Source organism: Variovorax sp. V35 (assembly GCF_041154465.1).
Taxonomy (GTDB): Bacteria; Pseudomonadota; Gammaproteobacteria; order Burkholderiales; family Burkholderiaceae_C; genus Variovorax; species Variovorax boronicumulans.
In genome coordinates this window covers 1,682,033-1,703,996 of the sequence record NZ_AP028666.1, presented here as the reverse complement: position 1 = coordinate 1,703,996, position 21,964 = coordinate 1,682,033, and the positions used below count along the sequence as shown (strand labels likewise).

At 69.3% G+C, this 21,964-nt stretch carries 24 protein-coding genes; 10 read left to right on the top strand and 14 right to left on the bottom strand.

Annotated elements, in window-relative coordinates:
* The first annotated feature begins 101 nt into the window (after positions 1-101).
* Genes ACAM42_RS07825 through ureC form a run of 4 tightly spaced genes read left to right on the top strand, consistent with a single transcriptional unit; the run spans position 102 to position 3,065 of the window.
* Positions 102-404: an urease subunit gamma gene (locus tag ACAM42_RS07825; RefSeq protein ID WP_062474548.1), complete on the top strand. Its 303-nt coding sequence runs from the start codon at positions 102-104 to the stop codon at positions 402-404.
* 29 nt (positions 405-433) lie between these two features.
* The gene (locus ACAM42_RS07820) at positions 434-1,030 is read left to right on the top strand and encodes a HupE/UreJ family protein (RefSeq protein WP_307637090.1); all 597 of its coding nucleotides are present in this window, start codon (positions 434-436) and stop codon (positions 1,028-1,030) included.
* Between the two features lie 7 nt (positions 1,031-1,037).
* Positions 1,038-1,343 (top strand): urease subunit beta, encoded by a 306-nt coding sequence (locus ACAM42_RS07815; protein ID WP_070063624.1) that lies wholly within the window; start codon positions 1,038-1,040, stop codon positions 1,341-1,343.
* A 3-nt stretch (positions 1,344-1,346) separates the two neighbouring features.
* Positions 1,347-3,065 (top strand): urease subunit alpha, encoded by a 1,719-nt coding sequence (ureC, locus tag ACAM42_RS07810; protein ID WP_369631654.1) that lies wholly within the window; start codon positions 1,347-1,349, stop codon positions 3,063-3,065.
* A gap of 126 nt (positions 3,066-3,191) precedes the next feature.
* Here the strand turns inward: ureC and ACAM42_RS07805 are convergent, their stop codons facing one another.
* From ACAM42_RS07805 to ACAM42_RS07790, 4 genes are all read right to left on the bottom strand, one after another.
* Entirely contained in the window at positions 3,192-4,592 is a 1,401-nt protein-coding gene (locus ACAM42_RS07805; RefSeq protein WP_369631653.1) for an amidase, read from the bottom strand.
* A 151-nt stretch (positions 4,593-4,743) separates the two neighbouring features.
* Complete coding sequence (locus ACAM42_RS07800; RefSeq protein WP_369631652.1) at positions 4,744-5,682, bottom strand: helix-turn-helix domain-containing protein; 939 nt, start codon at positions 5,680-5,682, stop codon at positions 4,744-4,746.
* A 133-nt stretch (positions 5,683-5,815) separates the two neighbouring features.
* Positions 5,816-6,220 carry a type II toxin-antitoxin system death-on-curing family toxin gene (locus ACAM42_RS07795; protein ID WP_369631651.1) on the bottom strand — a complete coding sequence of 135 codons (405 nt, stop codon included), beginning with the start codon at positions 6,218-6,220 and terminating at the stop codon, positions 5,816-5,818.
* On the bottom strand, positions 6,217-6,444 hold the full coding sequence (locus tag ACAM42_RS07790; protein ID WP_095743901.1) for an AbrB/MazE/SpoVT family DNA-binding domain-containing protein: 228 nt from the start codon (positions 6,442-6,444) through the stop codon (positions 6,217-6,219). Before ACAM42_RS07790 ends, ACAM42_RS07795 begins: the two co-directional genes overlap by 4 nt.
* A gap of 71 nt (positions 6,445-6,515) precedes the next feature.
* On the opposite strand from ACAM42_RS07790, the gene ureE reads away from it, so the two are divergent.
* The 3 genes from ureE (at position 6,516) to ureG (ending at position 8,592) form a co-directional block, all read left to right on the top strand.
* Positions 6,516-7,103: an urease accessory protein UreE gene (gene ureE, locus ACAM42_RS07785; protein WP_369631650.1), complete on the top strand. Its 588-nt coding sequence runs from the start codon at positions 6,516-6,518 to the stop codon at positions 7,101-7,103.
* Positions 7,104-7,251: 148 nt separating this feature from the next.
* Positions 7,252-7,923: an urease accessory protein UreF gene (locus tag ACAM42_RS07780; protein WP_369631649.1), complete on the top strand. Its 672-nt coding sequence runs from the start codon at positions 7,252-7,254 to the stop codon at positions 7,921-7,923.
* 21 nt (positions 7,924-7,944) lie between these two features.
* Positions 7,945-8,592, top strand: a complete 648-nt coding sequence (ureG, locus tag ACAM42_RS07775; protein ID WP_369631648.1) for an urease accessory protein UreG — start codon at positions 7,945-7,947, stop codon at positions 8,590-8,592.
* 114 nt (positions 8,593-8,706) lie between these two features.
* Here the strand turns inward: ureG and ACAM42_RS07770 are convergent, their stop codons facing one another.
* The gene (locus ACAM42_RS07770) at positions 8,707-9,576 is read right to left on the bottom strand and encodes a pirin family protein (RefSeq protein WP_369631647.1); all 870 of its coding nucleotides are present in this window, start codon (positions 9,574-9,576) and stop codon (positions 8,707-8,709) included.
* 152 nt (positions 9,577-9,728) lie between these two features.
* Between ACAM42_RS07770 and ACAM42_RS07765 the strand changes: the two genes are divergently transcribed.
* Positions 9,729-10,688, top strand: coding sequence for a LysR family transcriptional regulator (locus tag ACAM42_RS07765; protein WP_369631646.1), 960 nt, complete (start codon positions 9,729-9,731; stop codon positions 10,686-10,688).
* On the opposite strand, the gene ACAM42_RS07760 is transcribed toward ACAM42_RS07765, so the two are convergent.
* The 3 genes from ACAM42_RS07760 to ACAM42_RS07750 form a co-directional block, all read right to left on the bottom strand.
* Positions 10,677-11,285, bottom strand: coding sequence for an ATP-binding protein (locus ACAM42_RS07760; RefSeq protein ID WP_369631645.1), 609 nt, complete (start codon positions 11,283-11,285; stop codon positions 10,677-10,679). The genes ACAM42_RS07765 and ACAM42_RS07760 overlap by 12 nt on opposite strands.
* 269 nt (positions 11,286-11,554) lie before the next feature.
* A complete protein-coding gene (locus tag ACAM42_RS07755) occupies positions 11,555-12,715 on the bottom strand; it encodes a porin (RefSeq protein WP_095949392.1) in 1,161 nt (386 codons plus the stop codon).
* 158 nt (positions 12,716-12,873) lie between these two features.
* Positions 12,874-13,881 carry a bile acid:sodium symporter family protein gene (locus tag ACAM42_RS07750; RefSeq protein ID WP_369631644.1) on the bottom strand — a complete coding sequence of 336 codons (1,008 nt, stop codon included), beginning with the start codon at positions 13,879-13,881 and terminating at the stop codon, positions 12,874-12,876.
* Between the two features lie 70 nt (positions 13,882-13,951).
* On the opposite strand from ACAM42_RS07750, the gene ACAM42_RS07745 reads away from it, so the two are divergent.
* A complete protein-coding gene (locus ACAM42_RS07745; protein ID WP_062479435.1) occupies positions 13,952-14,878 on the top strand; it encodes a LysR family transcriptional regulator in 927 nt (308 codons plus the stop codon).
* Here the strand turns inward: ACAM42_RS07745 and ACAM42_RS07740 are convergent.
* Both ACAM42_RS07740 and ACAM42_RS07735 read right to left on the bottom strand, forming a co-directional pair.
* Positions 14,838-15,260: a response regulator gene (locus ACAM42_RS07740; protein WP_369631643.1), complete on the bottom strand. Its 423-nt coding sequence runs from the start codon at positions 15,258-15,260 to the stop codon at positions 14,838-14,840. The two genes, ACAM42_RS07745 and ACAM42_RS07740, sit on opposite strands and share 41 nt — an antisense overlap.
* Before the next feature lie 109 nt (positions 15,261-15,369).
* Positions 15,370-16,356: a quinone oxidoreductase gene (locus tag ACAM42_RS07735; protein ID WP_369631642.1), complete on the bottom strand. Its 987-nt coding sequence runs from the start codon at positions 16,354-16,356 to the stop codon at positions 15,370-15,372.
* Positions 16,357-16,466: 110 nt separating this feature from the next.
* Here ACAM42_RS07735 and ACAM42_RS07730 point away from each other — a divergent pair, with 110 nt between their 5' ends.
* Entirely contained in the window at positions 16,467-17,378 is a 912-nt protein-coding gene (locus tag ACAM42_RS07730; protein WP_062479429.1) for a DMT family transporter, read from the top strand.
* Between the two features lie 19 nt (positions 17,379-17,397).
* Here ACAM42_RS07730 and ACAM42_RS07725 read toward each other — a convergent pair whose 3' ends face one another.
* Genes ACAM42_RS07725 through ACAM42_RS07710 form a run of 4 tightly spaced genes read right to left on the bottom strand, consistent with a single transcriptional unit; the run spans position 17,398 to position 21,793 of the window.
* Positions 17,398-18,189, bottom strand: coding sequence for an SDR family oxidoreductase (locus tag ACAM42_RS07725; protein ID WP_369631641.1), 792 nt, complete (start codon positions 18,187-18,189; stop codon positions 17,398-17,400).
* Positions 18,190-18,232: 43 nt separating this feature from the next.
* Positions 18,233-19,171, bottom strand: a complete 939-nt coding sequence (locus ACAM42_RS07720; protein ID WP_369631640.1) for a DMT family transporter — start codon at positions 19,169-19,171, stop codon at positions 18,233-18,235.
* Positions 19,172-19,192: 21 nt separating this feature from the next.
* On the bottom strand, positions 19,193-20,806 hold the full coding sequence (locus ACAM42_RS07715) for a gamma-glutamyltransferase family protein (RefSeq protein ID WP_369631639.1): 1,614 nt from the start codon (positions 20,804-20,806) through the stop codon (positions 19,193-19,195).
* A 15-nt stretch (positions 20,807-20,821) separates the two neighbouring features.
* Positions 20,822-21,793 (bottom strand): Bug family tripartite tricarboxylate transporter substrate binding protein, encoded by a 972-nt coding sequence (locus ACAM42_RS07710; RefSeq protein WP_369631638.1) that lies wholly within the window; start codon positions 21,791-21,793, stop codon positions 20,822-20,824.
* Positions 21,794-21,964 lie beyond the last annotated feature (171 nt).

The following is a 21,964-nucleotide window of genomic DNA, read 5'->3' as shown; positions in this document are numbered from 1 at the left end:
TTTCATGCCATCAGGTACGGCATTTGGCGAACAGGGCACGACTGTTGCAAAGCCACAGCCTTGCCCATAATCACCGACCGCCACCCGACCCCACCCCCGCCATGGAACTGACCCCGCGCGAAAAAGACAAGCTGCTGATCTTCACGGCGGCGCTGCTGGCCGAGCGCCGCAAGGCGCGGGGGCTCAAGCTCAACTACCCCGAAGCCGTCGCGCTGATCACCGCCGCCGTGATGGAAGGCGCCCGCGACGGCAAGAGCGTCGCCGAGCTGATGAGCGAGGGCCGCAGCGTGCTCACCCGCGCCGACGTGATGGACGGCATCGCCGAGATGATTCCCGACATCCAGGTCGAGGCCAGTTTCCCCGACGGCACCAAGCTCGTGACCGTCCACCAGCCGATCGTCTGAACCTCCGCCACAAGAAGAAAGACCTTTTCATGCGCTTCGCAAAGACTTCCGCCCTGCTCGTCACCCTCCTGCTGCCGCTGGCCGCCAGCGCCCACACCGGCGTCGACGGTGGCGTGCACCACGGCTTCACCGCCGGCTTCATGCACCCGCTGACCGGCGCGGACCACCTCGCGGCGATGGTCGCGGTCGGCCTGTGGAGCGCGCTGGTCGCGCGCCGCGCCTGGCCCGACCTGCTGTGGGCGCCGCTGGCCTTCGCGGGCATGCTGCTCGCGGGCGCGCTGGCCGGGCTGGCCGGCGTGCAGCTGCCGGCGGTGGAACCGATGATCGCCGCGTCGCTGCTGGTGCTGGGCCTGCTGGTCGCCACGCGCGTGCACCTGCCGGCCGGCGTCGCCATGGCCGTGGTGGGCCTGTTCGCCGTCTTCCACGGCGTGGCGCACGGCCACGAACTCGCGGGCGAGCACGGCGCGGCCCTCACGCTGGCCGGCATGGTCAGCGCCACGCTGCTGCTGCACGCGGCCGGCATCGCGCTGGGCTGGGCGCTGCGCCATGCCAACGCCTGGCTGCCCCGCGTGGCCGGCGCTGCCGTCGTTGCCCTGGGCGCCACGCTGCTGGCCCAGGCGGTCTGAGGCCGCCATGACGCCCGGCGAACTCCTCACCGACGACGGCGAGCACACGCTCAACCCCGGCCGCCGCGCCCTCACGCTGGTGGTGCGCAACACGGCCGACCGGCCGATCCAGGTCGGCTCGCACTACCACTTCGCCGAAACCAACGGCGCCCTCGACTTCGACCGCGCCGCCGCGCGCGGCATGCGGCTGAACATCGCCTCGGGCGCCGCGGTGCGCTTCGAGCCGGGGCAGCAGCGCACCGTCGAGTTGGTCGATTTTTCCGGCGATCGCATCGTCTACGGCTTTCGCGGCCTGGTTCAAGGAAAGCTCTAAAACATGGCCACCATCGGGCGACGCGCCTACGCAGAAATCTTCGGCCCCACCGTGGGCGACCGGGTCCGCCTTGCGGACACCGACCTGCTGATCGAAGTCGAGGCCGACTACACGCTGCGCGCCGGCGGCTACGGCGAAGAAGTGAAGTTCGGCGGCGGCAAGACAATCCGCGACGGCATGGCGCAGTCGCAGCGCACGCGCGCGCAGGGCGCCGTCGACACGGTGATGACCAACGCGTTGATCCTCGACCACTGGGGCATCGTGAAGGCCGACATCGGCCTGAAGGACGGCCGCATCGCCGCCATCGGCAAGGCCGGCAATCCCGATGTACAGCCGGGCGTGGACATCGTCATCGGCCCGGGCACCGAGATCATCAGCTGCGAGGGCACCATCGTCACCGCGGGCGGCATCGACAGCCACATCCACTTCATCTGCCCGCAGCAGATCGAGGAGGCGCTGGCCTCGGGCGTGACGACCATGCTCGGCGGCGGCACCGGCCCGGCCACCGGCACCTTCGCGACCACCGCCACGCCCGGCCCGTGGCACATCGAGCGCATGCTGCAGGCGGCCGATGCGTTCCCGATGAACCTGGGTTTCCTCGGCAAGGGCAACGCCAGCCTGCCCGATGCGCTGCACGAGCAGATCGAGGCCGGCGTCATGGGCCTGAAGCTGCATGAAGACTGGGGCACCACGCCGTCGGCCATCAGCAACTGCCTGGACGTGGCCGACGCCACCGACACGCAGGTGGCGATCCACAGCGACACGCTGAACGAATCGGGTTTCGTCGAGAACACCATCGCCGCCGTGGGCGGGCGCGCCATCTGCGCCTTCCACACCGAGGGCGCGGGCGGCGGCCATGCGCCCGACATCCTGCGCGTGGTGAGCGAGGCGAACTTTCTGCCCTCGTCGACCAACCCGACGATGCCCTACACCGTGAACACGCTCGACGAGCACGTCGACATGCTCATGGTGTGCCACCACCTGGACGCCGGCATCGCCGAAGACCTGGCCTTTGCCGAGTCGCGCATCCGCAAGGAAACCATCGCCGCCGAAGACGTGCTGCACGACCTGGGCGCGATCAGCATGTTCAGCTCCGACAGCCAGGCCATGGGCCGCGTCGGCGAGGTGGTCATCCGCACCTGGCAGACCGCGCACAAGATGAAGCAACAGCGCGGCACGCTGCCCGAGGACAGCGAACGCAACGACAACTTCCGCGCGCGGCGCTACGTGGCCAAGTACACGATCAACCCGGCCCTCGCGCACGGCATCGCGCACGAGGTGGGCTCCATCGAAGTCGGCAAGTGGGCCGACCTCGTGGTCTGGAAGCCGGCCTTCTTCGGCGTGAAGCCCTTCACCATCATCAAGGGCGGCACCATCGCGATGGCCGCGATGGGCGACCCCAGCGCGTCGATTCCCACGCCGCAGCCGGTGCACTTCCGGCCGATGTTCGGCGCCTACGGCGGCTCGCTCGCCAAGAGCTCGCTGACCTTCGTTTCGCAGGCCGGGCTGGCCGCGGGCATCAAGGAGCGCTACGGCCTGAGCAAGCACCTGAGCGCGGTGAAGAACATCCGCAACGTGCGCAAGCAGGACCTGATCCACAACGGCTACACGCCGAAGATGGAGATCGACGCGCAGACCTATGCCGTGCGCGCCGATGGCCAGCTGCTGACCTGCGAGCCGGCCAAGGTGCTGCCGATGGCGCAGCGCTACTTCCTGTTCTGAAGGAGGCCGCGACGCGGCCGTCCGACGGGTTCGCAATCAAGGTGAGCGCAAGGCGCGAAGCCGCAGACAGTGCTGACGCACGGCAAGGCGTCGCAACGCGGCGATCGCCTTGATTGCGAAGCCGTCTCAGACCGCCGGGTGCCGGCGGTGCCAGTCGGTCGCCCGCTGGAACGCCCAGCCCGCGCGCACCAGCAGGTCCTCGCCGAAGTGCGGCGCCACGAACTGGAAGGCCACCGGCACGCCCGCCTCGGTGGCGCCACCCGGCAAGGTGAGCGTGGGGCTGCCCGTGAGGTCGAACGGGCAGGTGTAGCGCAGCATGCCCGCCAGCAGCTCCGGGTCCACGCCGAGCTGGCCGGCACGCTCGAGCGTCGGCGCCGCGAAGGGAATGGCCGGAATCAGCAACAGGTCGACCTGTTCGAAGAACGTGCGCACGCGGCCGGTGAAATCGGCGCGGCGCAGCAGCAGCTTCTGGTAGTCGGTGGCGCTTTGCGACAGGCCCAGGTCGATCAGCCCCGAGAGGCCCGGGCCGTACTCATCGCGCCGCGACGGGTACGTGGCCTCGCGCGCCACGGCGGTCTCGACCGCGCACAGCGGCGACCAGTCGAGCACGGCCTGCGTCGTGTCGGGAAACACGACCTCGCGCACCGAGGCGCCCAGCGATTCGACCGTGCGGATCGCAGCCGCGAGCGTGGCGCGCGTGGGGGCGTCCACGCGGTCCAGCGTCCAGGCGGGGTCGATGCCGACGCGCAGGCCGGCCAGGCCGCGCGTCATCGTCGCCAGGTAGTCGGGCACCGGCAGCGTGCTCGCCGTGGGGTCGCGCGGGTCGGCGCCCGCGATGGCCGCCAGCATCGCGCCCGCGTCGGCCGCGCTGCGCGTCATCGGGCCGATGTGGTCGAGCGAGGCGGCGAGTTCGAAGGCGCCGTGGCGGCTCACCCGCCCCCACGTGGGCTTCAGGCCCGTGATGCCGTTGGCCGCCGACGGAAAGCGGATCGATCCGCCCGTGTCGGTGCCCAGCGCGCCGAAGCACAGCCCCGCCGCCGTGGCCACGCCCGAGCCGCTGGACGACACGCCGGGCCACAGCGTGGCGTCCCATGGGTTGACCGGCGACGCGATCTGCGGATGGTGGTCGGCGAAGGCGCCTTCGGTCTGCTGCAGCTTGCCCAGGATCACCGCGCCGGCCTCGCGCAGGCGGTGCACCACGGTCGCGTCTTCCGTCGGGCGGAACGCTTTGTGGATCGTCATGCCGTGCGCGCTCGGCACGCCCTCGGTCCACAGCAGGTCTTTCACGGCCAGCGGCACGCCGTGCAGCGGCCCGCGCGCGCGGCCGGCGGCGATCTCGGTGTCGGCGCGGCGCGCCTCGTCGAGCGCCTGCGCGTCCATGCGCGTCGCATAGCTGCGCAGCCGGCCATCGACGGCCTCGATGCGCGCGAGCATGGCGCGCGTGACTTCTTCCGACGAGCGCTCGCGCGACTGGATCTGCCGGCCGACTTCCAGCAGTTCGAGATGATGCAATTCCTTGTCCGCCATGACTGACTCCCGCGTGTGTAGGGTTGAGAAAGAAGGTCCGAATCCAAGTGGCAAGCTGCCACCCCGGGCGAACCTTATCGGCGCGCGGCGGCCCGCGCTGGTCTCTTCCGGACATGCACTTGTGCTGGGGCGGACATCCCGCGCGCGGCGCTCAGCGCGGCTTCAGCAGCGTGTGCGGCGCGCAGCCGTAGGCCTTGCGGAAGACCCGGCTGAAATGCGACAGGTCGGAAAACCCGTGCTGGAACGCGACGTCGGTCACGCTGTGTGCGCGCCCGCCCATCAGCGCGTCGCGGCTGGCCGCCAGGCGCGCCTGCCAGACCGCGCCCATCGCCGTTTCGCCCTGGCGTGCGAACGCACGGGCCACGGTGCGCGCCGAGACGTGGTGCGCCTGCGCCAACGTATCGAGCGACAGCGCCGGGTCGTCCAGATGGCGCTCGATGTAGGCCGTCATGCGCGCATGCAGGCCGCGCTCGGTGCCAGCGTCGCCAGCCATGTCCTGCTGCAGTTCGAGCGTCACGGCCAGCAGGTCGATGAGCGCGCCGCCGAAGCGTTCGGCGGCGATGGAATGCGGCTGCGCGAAGGCCGGGTTCGCCGTCTCCCGCAACATCGCGTGCAGCGGCGCCGCGCCGGGACGGTCCGCGGCGATGGTGCGGGCGGTGAAGTCCTCGGCCTTCGCGAAACGCCGCAGCAGCAGCCGGCGCGGCATGCGCGCCAGGTAGACCGAGCGCGCGTCCAGCGTGCATTCGAAGGGCCGGCCGGCGTCGTAGAGCACCATGTCGCCGCTGCGCAGCCGCCCCTGCCGCCCGCCTTGCACCAAGGTGCCCTCGCCCTCCTGAACGAACGCCAGCCACAGGTCGTCCAGCGGGTGCCGGCGCAGGTGGGGCGCGTCGCGCGACCAGTGATGCACCGGCGCCGACATGCGGTTGACGCTGACCGCGCCCACCTCGCGCACGTCGAGCCGCCCTTCGAACGGCTCGGCCGTCATCGCACGGCTGGCCGCGGGAATGCAGTGGCGGCACACGACGTCGTGCCAGTAGTCGAAACGCAGCGGGGTGGCGACGTCGGTCGTCAGGTAGGCCAGGCTGTTCATGACGCGGATGCTGGGGCGGATGGGGCGCGCAGGCAAGCCCTGCGCGGGGCCCGGTCCTTGCTACGGGAGGAGGAACCCTTGTTGCACCATGCCCATGCCTGCGTTTTCACTCACCCGCGCCGCGCGCGCCGTCTCAGCCGTTGCGTGGCGCCAGGTGCTCGCGAATCCACTGGGCGAGCGCGTCTTCGTCCAGCCCGCCTTCGGCGAGCTTCAGCGTGATGAGCACGCAGTCGTGGTCGGACGCCACCAACTCGAAGCCATTGAGGTCGAGGAACACTTCCATCGCGACGAAAGCGGTTCGCTTGTTGCCGTCCGTGAAGGGGTGGTTGCGCGCGATGCCGAAGGCATAGGCTGCGGCCAGCGTGGCCGCATCGGGCGATTCGTACAGCGCGCGGTTCTGCGGCCGGCCCATGGCCGAGGCCAGAAGGCCCTCGTCGCGCACGCCCGCCGGCCCGCCATGCTCGGCCAACTGCTCTTCATGCACCGCATGAATCAACTGCAGGCTAAGCCAGACCCAGGCCTGGTTGGCCGCGCTCATTTCGCCAGCTCGCGCAGCACGTTGCGCCGCTTCTTCATGACGCGCCGCGCCGCCTCCATCTGGCGTTCGAAGGCGTCGTCGTACGGCGTGAGCGTGAAGCCGCCACCCGCGGCCTGCGTGAGGTAGACCGTGTCGCCCTTGCCGACCTTCATGCTGGCCAGCACCTCCTTGGGCAGGATGACACCGACCGAGTTGCCGATCTGGGTCAGTTTGAGTGCGGACATGGCGGACTCCCACGAGCAAAAGTTATAACAAGCGTTATATTATTCCGCCTCATCTGGAGTCGCAACCCGCCATGCTCACCGCCAACAAACTCATGCCCCAGGGCCGCGGTCTCGCGCCCGTGCTGCTCAAGCGTGCCGCCACCATCGAACTCGACTGGGACGTGCGCCAGAAAAGCCGTTTCGACGCCACCGACTCGCAGGGCCGGCAGATCGGCATCTTCCTGCCGCGCGGCACCGCGGTGCGCGGCGGCGACGTGCTGGTCGCGGAAGACGGCTCGCTGGTGCGCGTGATCGCGGCGCCGCAGCCGGTGCTGCGCATCACGCACTGCACCGCCCACGGCACGCCCTTCGACCTGACGCGCGCGGCCTACCACCTGGGCAACCGGCATGTGCCGATCGAGCTCAAGCCCGACCACCTGAAGATCGAACCCGACCACGTGCTGGCCGACATGCTGCGTTCGATGCACCTGATCGTCGTCGCCGTCGAGGAAGCCTTCGAGCCCGAAGGCGGCGCGTACGGCGCGCAAGGGCATTCGCATGGCGGCCACAGCCATGACCATGACCACAGTCACGACCACGGGCACTCGCACAGCAGCGGCCCGAAGCCCCTCGTGCTCGCCCCCGAACTGCTCGACGACGATCACGGCCACTCGCACTGAAATGAACGACGGCCTTCCCGTGCGCAGGACACTGGGTGCTTCCCGCAGCGAAATCAAGGAGGAGGCCGCAGGCCGGGGGACATTCGCGGAGGGAAGTACCCGGTGGCCTGCGCACGCGCCCTGAACAACGGCGCGCGCCAATAAACAAATGCCGACCCCGCACAGCCTCCTCCAGCTCATCTGGCTCGCCTCCCCCGCCCTGCCAGTGGGAGGCTTCTCGTACTCCGAAGGCGTCGAGGCCGCAGTCGAATGGGCCGGCATCAACTCCGAAGCCAGCGCCACCGAGTGGCTCTCCGACCAGCTGCACCTGAGCTTCGCGCGCGGCGACCTCGCCCTGGCCGCCCAGGCGATCACGGCCTGGCGCGCGAACGACGCACAACGCATCCGCGCCCTCAACGACTGGGTGCTGCACACCCGCGAATCCGCCGAGTTCTTCCTGCAGACCGAGCAGATGGGCCGCTCCTTCGTCGAGTGGCTGAAGCTGCACCATGCCGACACCGCCGAGGTCTTCGCCGGCCTGCCCGCGACCTACCCCGTGGCCTTCGCGTTCGCGGCCAGCCGCACCGAAGCTTCGGTGCAAGACGGCTGCCTGGCCTTCGCCTTCGGCTGGGCCGAGAACATGGTCGCCGCCGCCGTCAAGGCCGTGCCGCTGGGCCAGAGCGCGGGCCAGCGCATCCTGTCGCGGCTGGCGAACGAAATCCCTGCGGCCGTTGACCGCGCAATGCAACTGAGCGACGACGAGCGCCAAGCCTTCGCGCCCCTGCTGGCGGTGTTGTCGGCCCGCCATGAAACACAATATTCCCGCCTCTTCCGAAGCTGACCGAACCGGACCTTTTCGCCCATGACCTCCGCCCTGCACCACATCCCGAACCGCACCAAGAAGCTCCCGCCGCTGCGCGTGGGCATCGGCGGCCCCGTCGGCTCGGGCAAGACCACCCTGCTCGAAATGCTCTGCAAGGCGATGCGCGACAAGTACGACCTGGTCGCCATCACCAACGACATCTACACCAAGGAAGACCAGCGCCTGCTCACCGTGGCCGGCGCGCTGCCGGCCGAGCGCATCATGGGCGTGGAAACCGGCGGCTGCCCGCACACCGCGATCCGCGAAGACGCCTCGATCAACCTCGAGGCCATCGACCGCATGCTCGAAGACTTTCCCAACGCCGACATCGTGTTCGTCGAATCGGGCGGCGACAACCTCGCGGCCACCTTCAGTCCCGAGCTGTCGGACCTCACCATCTACGTGATCGACGTGGCCGCCGGCGAGAAGATCCCGCGCAAGGGCGGCCCCGGCATCACCAAGAGCGACCTGTTCGTCATCAACAAGACCGACCTCGCGCCCTACGTGGGCGCGAACCTCGACGTGATGGAACAGGACACCCAGCGCATGCGCCGCCAGCGCCCCTACGTGATGACCAACCTCAAGACGCTCACGGGCGTCGCCGAGGTGGTGGCCTTCATCGAAACGCGCGGCATGCTCATGGCCTAGGCTCGCCCCCAGGCTTCGCGCACTTCGTGTCGCTTCTCCAACCCCCTACCGGGGGCGACACCAGCAGCCCGGCAAAGCCGGTTCTGCGGTGTCTCGCGACCGGAGCGCAGGGGTTCAAGCCGGCTGCATCTGCCCGAACTTCCCGCTGCCGAAGTCCTTCATCGCCTGCACGATCTCGTCGCGCGTGTTCATCACGAAGGGGCCGTGGCCGACGATGGGTTCGTCGATCGGCTCGCCGCTGAGCAGCAGCACCACCGCGTCGTTGTTGGCGTCCAGCGTGAGCGCGTCGCCCGCGCGGTCGAGCAGCACCATCTGCGCGTCGCGCACGACCGTCTCGCCGTTCACCTGCACCGTGCCGCGCAGCACCACCACCGCGGCCGTGTGGCCTTCGGGCACCGGCAGCGTCACCTGCGCGCCCTGGTTCAGGCGCAGGTCCCACACGTCGATGGGCGTGAAAGTGTGCGCCGGCCCCTTGTGACCGAGGTAGTCGCCCGCGATCACGCGCACGCTGCCCGCGCCTTCCGGCAGCGGCACCGACGGAATCTGCGCATCGACGATGGCCTGGTAGCCGGGCGTGGCCATCTTGTCCTTGGCGGGCAGGTTGACCCACAGCTGCACCATCTCGAGCTCGCCGCCGTCGCGCGTGAACGCTTCGGAATGGAACTCCTCGTGCAGGATGCCCGCGCCCGCGGTCATCCATTGCACGTCGCCGGGGCCGATGGTGCCGCCCTGCCCGGTCGAGTCGCGGTGCGACACCTCGCCCCTGTAGACGATGGTCACGGTCTCGAAGCCGCGGTGCGGGTGCTGGCCCACGCCGCGCGGCTGCGTGGTCGGCGTGAAGGGGGCCGGACCGGCGTAGTCCAGCAGCAGGAAGGGGCTGGCGTGGCGGCCCAGCGTGTCGTAGCTGAACAGCGAGCGCACGGGAAAACCGTCGCCCACCCAGTGCGGGCGCGGTGCGCTGTAGGTGCCGAGGATCTTCTTCATGGTCTGTGTTCCTTTCCATCTGGCGGCTCGCCCGGAACGGGAAAGCCATGGATCAAGGATGGGGCCGCAACGATGCTTTGAGTAGATGCCAGAATTCGCCCTCATCGTTCCATCTGGCGAACGATCAACGGCACGGAGGGCCCCAAAAAGCCATGCGCGACCTGAACGATCTCTACTACTACGCCCAGGTGGTCGACCACGGCGGTTTTGCCCCCGCCGGCCGCGCGCTCAGCGTGCCCAAGTCGAGCCTGAGCCGGCGCATCGCGCTGCTCGAAGAGCGGCTGGGCGTGCGCCTGATCCAGCGTTCCACGCGCCGCTTCAGCGTCACCGACATCGGCCGCCAGTACTACGAGCACTGCGTGGCCATGCTGGTCGAGGCCGACGCCGCGCAGGAGGCCATCGACCGCCTGCAGGCCCAGCCGCAGGGGCTGGTGCGGCTGTCGTGCCCGCCGGCGCTGGTGTACTACCAGGTGGCCGAAATGATCGCCCGCTTCATGACCGAGTGCCCGCGCGTGACGGTGCAGCTCGAAAGCACCAACCGCCGCGTCGACGTGATCCGCGAAGGCTTCGACCTCGCGCTGCGCGTGCGCTTTCCGCCGCTCGAGGACACCGACCTGGTGATGAAGGTGCTGGGCCACAGCACGCAGCGCCTCGTGGCCCACCCGCGCTTGCTCGAAGGCCTGACGGCGCCGGCCAGCCCCGCCGACATCGGCCTGTTGCCCAGCCTGGACCTCGGCCCGGCCCAGCCGCACCACACCTGGTCGCTCGAAGGCCCCGACGGCGCGAGCGCCGAGGTGCGCCACCAGCCCCGCCTGGTGACCGACGACATGGCCGCGCTGCGCCATGCCGCCCTGCAGGGCGTGGGCGTGGCCAAGATGCCGACGATGATGGTGCGCGACGACCTGCAGGCCGGCCGCCTGGTCGATGCGCTGCCGCAATGGGCGCCGCGCAGCGGCATCGTGCACGCGGTGTTCCCCTCGCGCCGCGGCCTGCTGCCGTCGGTGCGCAAGCTGGTGGATTTCCTGGCGGTGGAGTACGAGGCGCTCGAAGCCCTTGAGCTGGCCGGCACATCGTCGGCTCCTTCGGCGCCGACGCGCACTTCAGTCGACTGATCCAGCGGCCACCGCCGGCGCGTACAGCGGCAGGCGCAGCGTCAGCCCGAGCACGCCGCCATCGTCCGGCGCGGAATAGATGCGCCCGCCGTGGCGCCCCGCGATGCGCTCGCAGATGCGCGCGCTGGCCAGCGAAGCGGCGTCGAGCGCGTCGAAGAAGCGCGCCAGCGGTGGGCGTTCGCTGTCTGCGTCGAGGTCGCGCCAGTGAACGACGGCCTGCGTGCCTTCGATGCGCGCGCGCACCTGCAGCGTCGCGCCCGCCGCCATCACGCGCGCGGCATGCGCGGCCACCTTGGCCAGCAGCTCGCGCAGCTCCGACGGAATGCCGAAGACCGGCACCGCTTCCGCGGGCAGGTGCACATCGAGGTGCAGCGATGTTGCATCGCCAGATTCAGTGCCGAGCAATGGCCGCAGGTCCTGCACGCGGCTGTCCGCCAGTTGCTGGCGCTGCTGCGTGCGGGCCTGCTGCGCGAGGCCGCGGGCTTGCACGGCCGCGCGGGCGTTGGCGACGAACAGCGCGCCCATCAGCGCGAGCACGCCGGTCAGGCCGAGGCCGATGAGCGTGGCAATGACCAGGCCTAGTGAACTGCCGTACACGGTCGACAGTCCTCAGCGCGTTTCAGGAAAGGCCGGCCGCGCGCAGCCGCTCGGGGCCTCACAGCGTGGCGGGGGCCCTTCGCGAAATCCCGGCGGTGGCCCGGGCGGAAAAAGAGGCGGCGGCAGCACGATGCAGCCCGACAGGCCGAGCGCTGCCAGTACGCCTGCGAGGTGATGAATTCGGATCATGTGAATCGATGCATGACTGGTTCGACGGCAGGGCCCGTTCGCGTGCACCGACAGCGCCGACGCACGCGAACGGAAGCCGGTCAGAACGCGTGGCGAATGCCGAAGTCGTAGCCCGTCGACGAACGCGGCAGGCCCGTGTAGCCCACGCCCGTGCTGCCATAGCCCGTGGTGCTGGCGGCCGTGAGGCTGCCCGTGTAGTTCGCGTCGTTGCGGTTGCTCACGCGCGCCACGGTGGCGTACAGCGCGGTGCGTTTGGACAGGTTGTGCACGTAGCCGATCGCGAGCTTGTTCGCGCGCGGGTCGTCGCCCGTGACGCCGACCGCGCCTTCGTTATAGCGCACCGTCGAGTACGACGCGCGGATCAGGCCCGCGCCCACCGGCATGCTCGCGCCGATCAGGTAGCCGTTGTAGCTGTCGTGGCTGTTGCCCAGTGCCGCGAGGTCGAACTTGTTCTTCACGTTCGACAGCTCACCGAACAGCTTGACCGGACCGAAGTCGTACGACGCGCCGAGGTTGATGGTCTGCACCTTGCGCGTGAGCGTGGTGGTGTCGACCGCCACGTTCTGGCCCACCGCCAGCGCGATGTCCAGCGGCCCGTTCGCATAGCCGAAACGCCCGCCGACGTAGCGGCCCGCACTGCTGCTGGTGGCAGCGGTGGTGTCGGTCGCGCTGGTCTTCGTGTTCTCGTTCAGGCTGTACTGCAGCTGGCCGTAGAAGCCGCCGAGGTTGGGCGGCAGGAAGTAGCCGACCATGTTGCTGGCGCGCACGTAGTTCGTGTTGCCCAGCGCGGTGCTGCCGCTGACCGTGTTGATCACGCTCGAGCCCGAGCCGTTGGTGCCGAACGGGTCGAACACCGTGTCGTTCCAGAACGTGGCCGTGTAGTCGCGGCCCAGCCGCACTTCGCCGAAGCCGCCCGACAGGCTGACGGTGGAACGGCGGTTGAAGTTGGCGATGCCGGTGGCGCCGTCGTCGTTGCTGATCGGCGCCTCGAGCCAGAAGCTGGCGGCGAGCCCGCCGCCCAGGTCTTCCGTGCCGCGAAAGCCGATGCGGCTGGAGTTGTAGCCCGAGTTGGCCAGGCTCCATTGGCTCTGCTTGCTGGTGGTGCCCGTGACGGGGTTGCGCGAGGTGGCGCTCTGGTAGCTCACGCCGGCATCGACGACGCCGAACAGGGTGACCGACGATTGGGCAGAGGCCAGGCCGGTGACGGCCAGCGCGGCGAGTGCCGTGAGGGATTTCTTCATTCAGGTTTCTCCGGGGTTTTCAGCTGCTCTTCATCGAGCCGCTGACCGGATGGTCCTGTTCAAAATTGGAGGAATCTGGTGGACACCAGCCCTCCCCTCGCGGGTGTTGTTTTGCGTTCACGCGCCGGCCGGTGCGTGAACGCGATGCGCCGGGCAGCCTACTCGGCCGTGCGAAGCGCAGGTGCCGGGGCTGGCGTCGCGCGCCGCGCGTAGCGCTGCGCCAGCACCGCGCACACCATCAGCTGCATCTGGTGGAACAGCATCAGGGGCAGCACGATCGCGCCGACGGCGTGCGAGGCAAACAGCACCTTGGCCATCGGAATCCCGCTCGCCAGGCTCTTCTTGGAGCCGCAGAAGACGATGGTGATCTCGTCCTCGATGTTGAAGCCGAAGCGCCGCGCCATGAAGGTCGTCAGGCCCAGTGCCAGCGCCAGCAACACGCCGCACACCAGCAGCAGCCCCAGCAGCGCGCTCACGGGAATCTGCTTCCAGAGCCCTTCGATCACGGCTGCGCTGAACGCCGTGTAGACCACCAGCAGGATCGAACCCTGGTCCACGAACTTCAGCACCGCGGCGCGCTTCTGGATCCACTTGCCGATCAGCGGGCGCGACAGGTGGCCGATGACGAACGGCACCAGCAGCTGCAGCAGGATGCGCCCGATCGCGTCGAGCGACGACGACGACGCCACCGCCCCGCCTTCAGGCAACACCACCAGGCTCACCAGCACCGGCGTGATGAACACGCCCAGCAAGGTCGAAGCCGAGGCGCTGCAGATGGCGGCCGGCATGTTCCCCCGCGCCATCGCAGTGAACGCAATCGCCGACTGCACCGTGGCCGGCAGCACGCACAGGAACAGCACGCCCGTGTACAGCTGCGGCGTCACCAGCGGCCCCAGCACAGGCCGCAGCGCGAGCCCCAGCACCGGAAACAGGATGAAGGTGCAGGCGAACACCAGCAGGTGCAGCCGCCAATGCGTGATGCCCGCGAGGATCGCCTCGCGCGACAGCTTGGCGCCGTGCAGGAAGAACAGCAGCCCGATCGCGACCGTGGTCAGGCCCTCGAAGAAATGGGCCACGCGGCCGCTGGCGGGCAGCAGGCTGGCCAGGGTGACGACCGCGACGAGCGTGAGCGTGAAGTTGTCGGGGAGAAAGCGTGAACGTGCCATGGCCTGCATTGGACCTTCCGGCCATTCAAAAGAGAAATGGATTTATCGGATGGATATATGATTTGAGTGCATGAACGTCACGCTGCGCCAACTCCGCGTCTTCCGCTCGGTGGCCGAGGGCCGCAACTTCAGCCGTGCCGGCGACCAGGTGGGCCTGAGCCAGCCGGCGGTGAGCCGGTCGATCTCGGAGCTCGAGGCCCAGCTCGGCCTCAAGCTGCTGGACCGCACCACGCGCGAGGTGGTGCTGACCGAAGCCGGCCACTCGTTCGCGGCCCGGCTCGACCGCGTGCTCGACGAACTCGACCAGACCCTGCAGGACGTGGCCGGCCTGGCCAGCGCGCGCGGCGGCAAGGTGCGCGTGGCCAGCAGCCCCACGCTCTCGGCCAACCTCATGCCCGACTGCATCGCGGCCTGCGCGGTGCAGGCGCCGGGCATCCAGTTCCTGCTGCTCGACCGCATCCAGCAGGACGTGCTGGACAGCGTGCGCAGCGGCGAGGTCGATTTCGGCGTGGTGATCGAGCCCTCGGAGGCCGACGACCTGCACTGCGAGTCGATCCTCAACGACCCCTTCATGGTGGTCACGCTGCCCGGCCACCGGCTGACGGAAAAGAAGGCCTCGGTGAACTGGTCGGCGCTCGACGGCCAGCCGCTGGTGCTGCTCGATCACGCCTCGGGCAGCCGGCGCCTCATCGACCAGGCGCTGGAACGACACGGCGCGCGCTGCGACGTGAAGCAGCAGCTGGGCCATGCGACCACCGTGTTCCGCATGGTCGAGGCCGGCATCGGCATCAGCGTGATGCCGGGCCTGTCGCTGCCGCCCGAAGGGCTGGCGCGGCTGGTGGTGCGCCCGCTAGTGCCCAACGTGCAGCGCGCGATCATGCTGATCCGGCGCCGCAACCGCGAGCTGTCGCCGCTGGCGCAGCGGGTCTGGCGCATGGTGCGCGAGACGGCGGCGCTCAGTGAGGCGCCCGCGGCCCCGCCGACGAAGGCGCGCTGAAGAAGCGCTCCTGCCGCTGGCGCACGCAGAAGTCGATCAGCTCCTCCACCTCTGTGGCCTTGTCGAACACCGCGTCGGCGCCGAGCTGCGCGCACTTGCGGCGCGTCTCGGGCGTGGCGTGGTTGCTGAGCACCACCATCTTCTGCCTCGGGTCGCGGTTGCGGCAGGCCTCGAGCACGCTGTAGCCCGTGCCGTCGCCCAGGAACAGGTCGACGATGGCCAAGTCCCACAGCGCCGGGTTGCGCGTGAGCCAGCGCGTGCCCTCGGCCTCCGATTCGGCCTGACCGACCGGATCGACGCGCGCCATCTCGCGCAGCGTGCCCGCCAGGCTGGCGCGCTGGGCGGGGTTGTCTTCGACGATGAAGGCGCGGACGGTGGTCATGGCGGGCTCTGCAAAGGGACAAGTGCAGGCTACAAATTGCGCCCGCCACAAGTCGAAGGTGTGACACCCCACCGCGCGTAGGACATCACCCGCCGGCCCGTGCGCTGGTTCAGAGCGTGAGGATGGTGCAGCCCGTGGTCTTGCGCGCCTCGAGGTCGCGGTGCGCCTGCTGCACGTCGGCCAGGGCGTAGCGCTGGTCGATCGGGATCTTCACCGCGCCGCTTTGCACCACGGCGAACAGGTCGTCGGCCATGGCCTGCGTGCGCTCGCGCGTGGCGATGTGCGTGAACAGCGTCGGGCGTGTCACGTAGAGCGAGCCCTTCGAGGCCAGCAGGCCGAGGTTGACCGGCGGCACCGGGCCCGAGCCGTTGCCGAAGATCGCCAGCAGGCCGAAGGGGCGCAGGCTGTCGACGGAGCCTTCGAAGGTGTCCTTGCCCACCGAGTCGTACACCACCTTCACGCCCTGGCCGCCGGTGATCTCCTTCACGCGCGCCGCGAAGTTCTCGGTGCTGTAGTTGATGGCGTGCGCCGCGCCGTGCGCCAGCGCGAGCCGGCACTTGGCGTCGCTGCCGGCCGTGCCGATGAGCTGCAGGCCGAGCGCCTTGGCCCACTGGCAGGCGATGAGGCCGACACCGCCGGCCGCGGCATGGAACAGCACGAAGTCGCCGGGCTGCAGGCCTTCGGCGGGCAGCGTCTTCTTCAGCAGGTACTGGGCCGTGAGGCCCTTGAGCATCATGGCCGCGCCGGTCTCGAAGGAGATGTCGTCGGGCAGCTTGCACACGCACTTGGCGGGCATCACGCGCAGCTCGCAATACGCGCCGGGCGGCTGGCTCGCGTAGGCGGCGCGGTCGCCCGCCTTCAGGTGCGTCACGCCCTCGCCCACCGCCTCGACGAGGCCCGAGGCTTCCATGCCCAGCTGCAGTGGCATCTGGAACGGGTACAGGCCGGTGCGCTGGTAGGTGTCGATGAAGTTCAGGCCCACGGCCTTGTGGCGGATGCGGATCTCGCCGGGGCCGGGCTCGCCCACCTCGACCTCGACGACCTTCAGTTCCTCGGGACCGCCGTGGCGGTCGATACGGACGGCTTTGCTCAACATCGTTGCTGTCTCCACGCAGGGGAAAAAAAGAATGGGACGGGCATCGTGCCACGTTTGACCATTTCTCGACGGGCCACGGGCACTGCGCGGGCCCGGTAGAGTCGGCGGCCATGTCGTCCGCATCGCACCACCGCCTCACGCCCCTCACCGCCCTTCTGCTCACCGTGCCGCCGCTGCTGTGGGCCGGCAACGCGGTGGTTGGCCGGCTGGTGCGCGCGCTGGTGTCGCCGCTGACGCTGAACTTCGTGCGCTGGGTGATCGCGTTCGTGCTGCTGCTGCCGCTGGCGGCCTGGGTGCTGCGCCGCGACAGCCCGCTGTGGGCGCACTGGCGGCGCTATGCGCTGCTGGGCCTGCTGGGCATCGGCCTGTACAACGCCTTCCAGTACCTGGCGCTGCAGACCTCCACGCCGATCAACGTCACGCTGGTGGGCTCCAGCCTGCCGCTGTGGATGCTGGCCGTGGGCACGCTGTGCTTCGGCGCGCGCGTCAGCCGGCGCGCGCTGGGCGGCGCGCTGCTGTCGATGCTGGGCGTGCTGCTGGTGCTGAGCCGCGGCGAGTGGCAGCAGCTGCTGGCGCTGCGGCTGGTGCCGGGCGACCTCTACATGATCGCGGGCACCATCGCCTGGGCCTTCTACAGCTGGCTGCTGGCGCGCACGCACGAGCCCACCAACGTGCGCAGCGACTGGGCCGCCTTCTTGATGGCGCAATTGGTGTTCGGTGTCGCGTGGTCGGGCGCGCTGGCCGCCGGCGAGTGGACGTTCACGCCCGCCCACCTCGACCTGGGCTGGCCGCTCATTGCGGCGATGCTGTTCATCGGCATCGGCCCCGCCGTGCTGGCCTACCGCTGCTGGGGCACCGGCGTGCAACGCGCGGGCCCGCAGGCAGCGAGCATCTTCATGAACCTCACGCCGCTGTTCGCGGCCGTGCTGTCGGCGGCCTTCCTCGGCGAGGCGCCGTACTGGTACCACGGCGCCGCCTTCGTGCTGATCGTCGGCGGGATCGTGGTGTCGTCGCGGCGCTGAACGCGCGCCGCTGCGTCGGTCAGTACGTTCCGGGGTACGCGCCGCCGTCGGCGAGCACGTTCTGGCCGGTCATGTAGCCGGCCTGCATGCTGCACAGGAACGCGCAGATCGCGCCGAACTCCGCCGGGTTGCCGAAGCGCTTGGCCGGAATGTTCTTCTTGCGCGCTTCCCACACGGTGTCGAAATCCTGGCCCGACTTCTGCGCCGCGCCGGCCATCGTGCCCTTGAGGCGGTCGGTCTCGAAGGAGCCCGGCAGCAGGTTGTTGATGGTCACGCCCTGCGCCGCCACCGACGTGCGCGCCACGCCGGCCACGAAGCCCGTGAGGCCGCTGCGCGCGCCGTTCGACAGGCCCAGGATGTCGATCGGCGACTTCACCGAGCTCGACGTGATGTTCACGATGCGACCGAAGCCGCGCTTGGCCATGCCGTCCACCGTGGCCTTGATGAGCTCGATGGGCGTGAGCATGTTGGCGTCGACCGCCTTGATCCACGCCTCGCGGTCCCAGTTGCGGAAGTCGCCGGGCGGCGGGCCGCCGGCGTTGGTGACGACGATGTCGAAGTCATGGCCCAGCGCGAACACGGCCGCGCGGCCGGCTTCGGTGGTGATGTCGGCCGCCACCTGCTTGACGAACGGACCCGACGGCCCGGCCGCTGCCACCAGCTGCTTGGCCGCCGCATCGAGCGCCTCGGCGCCGCGCGCCACGATCACCACGTTGACGCCCTCGCGCACCAGCGCCTCGGCGCAGCCGTAGCCCAACCCCTTGCTCGCGCCGCACACCAGTGCGGTCCTGCCTGCAATGCCCAGATCCATGTGTTTGCTCCCGTCGATCGGTCGATCGATGTTGCAAGAACGGCTAACGCCCCTTGCGTGTGAAAACGAAGATGCCCGCGATGACGAGCACCGTGCCGGCCGCGATCCATGCGGTGAACGGCTCACCCAGTATGACCACCCCCATGAGGATGGTCGACAGGGGCCCGATCATGCCGGTTTGCGCCGCAATGGCGGGGCCGATGCGCTCGATGGCCATCATCACCATGAGGACAGGCACAGCCGTGCACAGCGTGGCGTTGAGCACCGACAGCCAGATCACCTCGGGCGCCACCGCCATCGCCGCGCTCATCGGCCGCGTCAGCACGAACTGCAGGATGCACAGCACGCAGGCCACGGTGGTCGCCAGCCCCACGAGCCGCAGCGACCCCAGCCGCTTGACGAACTCGCCGCTGTACACGAGGTAGCCCGCATAGCTCACCGCGCTCAGGAACACGAGGAACGCGCCCCACGCGGCCGCGCCGCCGCCCTTGCCGTCGCCGCCGGTCCAGAGTTCGTGGCCGAACACCAGCAGCACGCCGGCATAACTCACGACCATGCCGAAGACCTGCGGGCGCGTCGGGCGGCGCCGGTACAGCAGCCAGCCGAAGAACAGCACCAGCGTGGGGTTGAGGTAAAGAATCAGCCGCTCGAAGCTGGCCGAGATGTAGGCCAGCCCGGCAAAGTCGAGAAAGCTCGCGAGGTAGTAGCCCGAGAAGCCGAGCCAGTCGCGCGTCGTGAGCGCGGGCTTGCCGCGCCCGGCCCACCACGCCATCAGCGCGAACAGCGGCAGCGCGAAGAGCATGCGCAGCATGATGAGCGTGATGGCGTCGACGCCGTAGCGGTACGCCAGCTTGACGATGATGGCCTTGCCGCTGAACGCGATGGCGCCCAGCGTGGCAAGGACGAGGCCGGTGGCGTAGCCCTTGCGGGCGGCCTCGTGTCCGTGCGGGGGAATGCCGACCGATGCGGCTGTCTTGTTCATCCCCCGATCATCCCTTGATCCTCAGTAGCCTGCAGCGAGGCCGTCGCGGCGCGGATCGCTCGCGGCCACGTAGCCTTCGACCGAAGGCTCGCCCGCGCGCCAGATGAACTGGCCGGCGCCGAAGTCCTGGTAGGAGTCGTTGATCACCTCGAGGTGATGGCCCAGGTCGCGCAGCCCTTGCAGCGTGCCGGCATTCATCGCGGCCTCGACGTTGATCTCGAGCCCCGCGTTGAAGCGCCAGCGCGGCGCATCGCAGGCGGCCTGCGGGTTCTGCTTGTAGTCGAGCATGCGCACCAGCGTCTGCATGTGACCCTGCGGCTGCATGTTGCCGCCCATCACGCCGAAGCTCATCACCGGCTGGCCGTCCTTGGTGAGGAAGGCCGGGATGATGGTGTGGAACGGGCGCTTGCCCGGCGCCACCACGTTCGGGCTCTCGGCCTTGAGGCTGAAGCCGTGGCCGCGGTTCTGCAAGCTGATGCCGAACTCGGGTTCCACGCAGCCCGAGCCGAAGCCCATGTAGTTGCTCTGGATGAAGCTCACCATCATGCCGCTCTCGTCCGCGGCCGTGAGGTAGATGGTGCCGCCCTTGACGGGGTTGCCGGCCTTGAAGTCCTGCGCCTTGTTCACGTCGATGAGTCTCGCACGCGAAGCCAGGTAGGCGTCATCGAGCATTTGCGCGGGGGTCACCGTCATCGACGATGGCTCCGACACGTAGCGGTACACGTCGGCGAAGGCCAGCTTCATGGCTTCGATCTGCAGGTGCTGCGACTGCACCGAGTCGACCGGCAGCGAGGCGATGTCGAACTTCTCGAGGATGCCCAGCGCGATCAGCGCCGCGATGCCCTGGCCGTTCGGCGGGATCTCGTGCAACGTGTGGCCGCGGTAGTCGCGCGAAATCGGCTTCACCCACTCGGGCTGGTAGGCCGCCATGTCGGCCACGGTGAGCGCGCCGCCCTGTTCTTGCGAGAACTTGGCGATGGCCTCGGCGATCTCGCCGTTGTAGTAGGCCTCGCCCTTGGTGCGGGCGATGGCCTTGAGCGCGCGGGCCGCCGCGGTGAAGCGGAACAGCTCGCCGACCTCGGGCGCGCGGCCCCAGGGCAGGAAGGCCTGCGCGAAGCCGGGCTGCGATTGCAGGATCGGCGTGGCCGCCGCCCACTTGCCCTGCACCACCGGCGGCACGAGGTAGCCGCGCTCGGCGATGTCGATGGCCGGCGCCATCAGGTCGGCGAACGGCAGCTTGCCGAAACGCTCGCTCATCGCAACCCAGCCGCGCACCGCGCCCGGCACCGTCACCGAGTCGATGCCGCGCATCGGCGGCGTGGCGGCATCGGCGCCGTACTTGGCCTTGAAGTACTCGGGCGTCCAGGCCTTCGGCGCAGGGCCCGAGGCGTTCAGGCCGTGCAGTTCCTTGCCGTCCCACAGGATGCAGAAGGCGTCGCTGCCCAGGCCGTTGCTCACGGGCTCGACCAGCGTCATCACCGCGGCCGTGGCAATGGCCGCATCGACCGCGTTGCCGCCCTGCTGCAGGATGCGCAGGCCGGCCTGCGCGGCCAGCGGGTGCGAGGTCGCGACCACGTTGCGCGCGAAGACCGGGAGGCGGGTCGAGAGGTAGGGGTTGTTGAAGTCGAAGTTCATGTCGGCGTGCTCTCGTTAGTCATTCGTGATCTTGCGATCGACGACGATCTTTTTCCACTTGGCGGCATCAACCGCCACCATCTTTGCGAACTGCTCGGGCGTGCCCGCGTTCGCCGGCTCGATGCCCAGGCGCGCGAGCTTGTCCTTCAGCTCCGGATCGGCCAGCGCCTCGTTGGCGGCCTTGTTCACGCGCGCCACGATGTCGGCCGGCAGCCCCTTCGGGCCGTAGAAGCCGAACCAGGTGGTCGACTCGAAGCCGGGCAGCGTGTCGGCGATGGGCGGCAGCTCGGGCGCGAGCGGGCTGCGCTTGAGCGAGGTCACGCCCAGCGCGCGCAGCCGGCCGTCGCGCACGTGCGGCATGCCGGTGGGCAGCGAGTCGAACAGCACGTCGACCTTGCCGCTGATGAGGTCGGGCACCGCCAACGCCGTGCCGCGGTAGGGAATGTGCGTGACGAACACGCCGGCCTGCGCTTTGAACAGCTCCGCCGTGAGCTGCACGATGGTGCCGTTGCCGCTCGATGCGTAATTGAGCTTGCCGGGGTTCTTCTTGGCGTTGTCGATCCATTCGCGCACCGTCTTGGCGGGCGTGTTGACCGGCACCAGCATGATGCTCGGCGCGTCACCCACGTGGGCGATGGGCGTGAAGTCGCGCACCGTGTCGTAGGGCAGCTTGGGCGTGATGGCCGGGCCGATGGCGTGCGTGCTCGTGGTCGCGAGCAGCAGCGTGTAGCCATCGGGCGGCGCCTTGGCCGCGAGGTCGGAACCGATCGCACCGCCCGCGCCGGGCTTGTTGTCGACCACCAGCGTGGCGCCGAGCTTCTCGCTCATCTTCTGGCCCAGCGTGCGGGCAAAGAGGTCGGTGGCACCGGCCGCCGGGAACGGCACGATCAGGCGGATGGGCCGGTTCGGGTAGTTCTGGGCCAGTGCGGGCACCGCGGCCAGCACCAGCGCAGCCGCGGCAAGCGCGGCGCGGGTGGTTCGTTTCATGGAATTCATTGTGTCCGAGGTGGTGTGTCGGGAGCGCGCCTTGTCCGACGTGGCCGCAGGATTGGACACGCGGGGCATTGAAAAGGGAAATGGATTTATCGGATAGATATATGAATCCGGCGCATCAATGTGGCCACGGCCATTCCCTCGGCCATCACGCGGCGCGCGGCC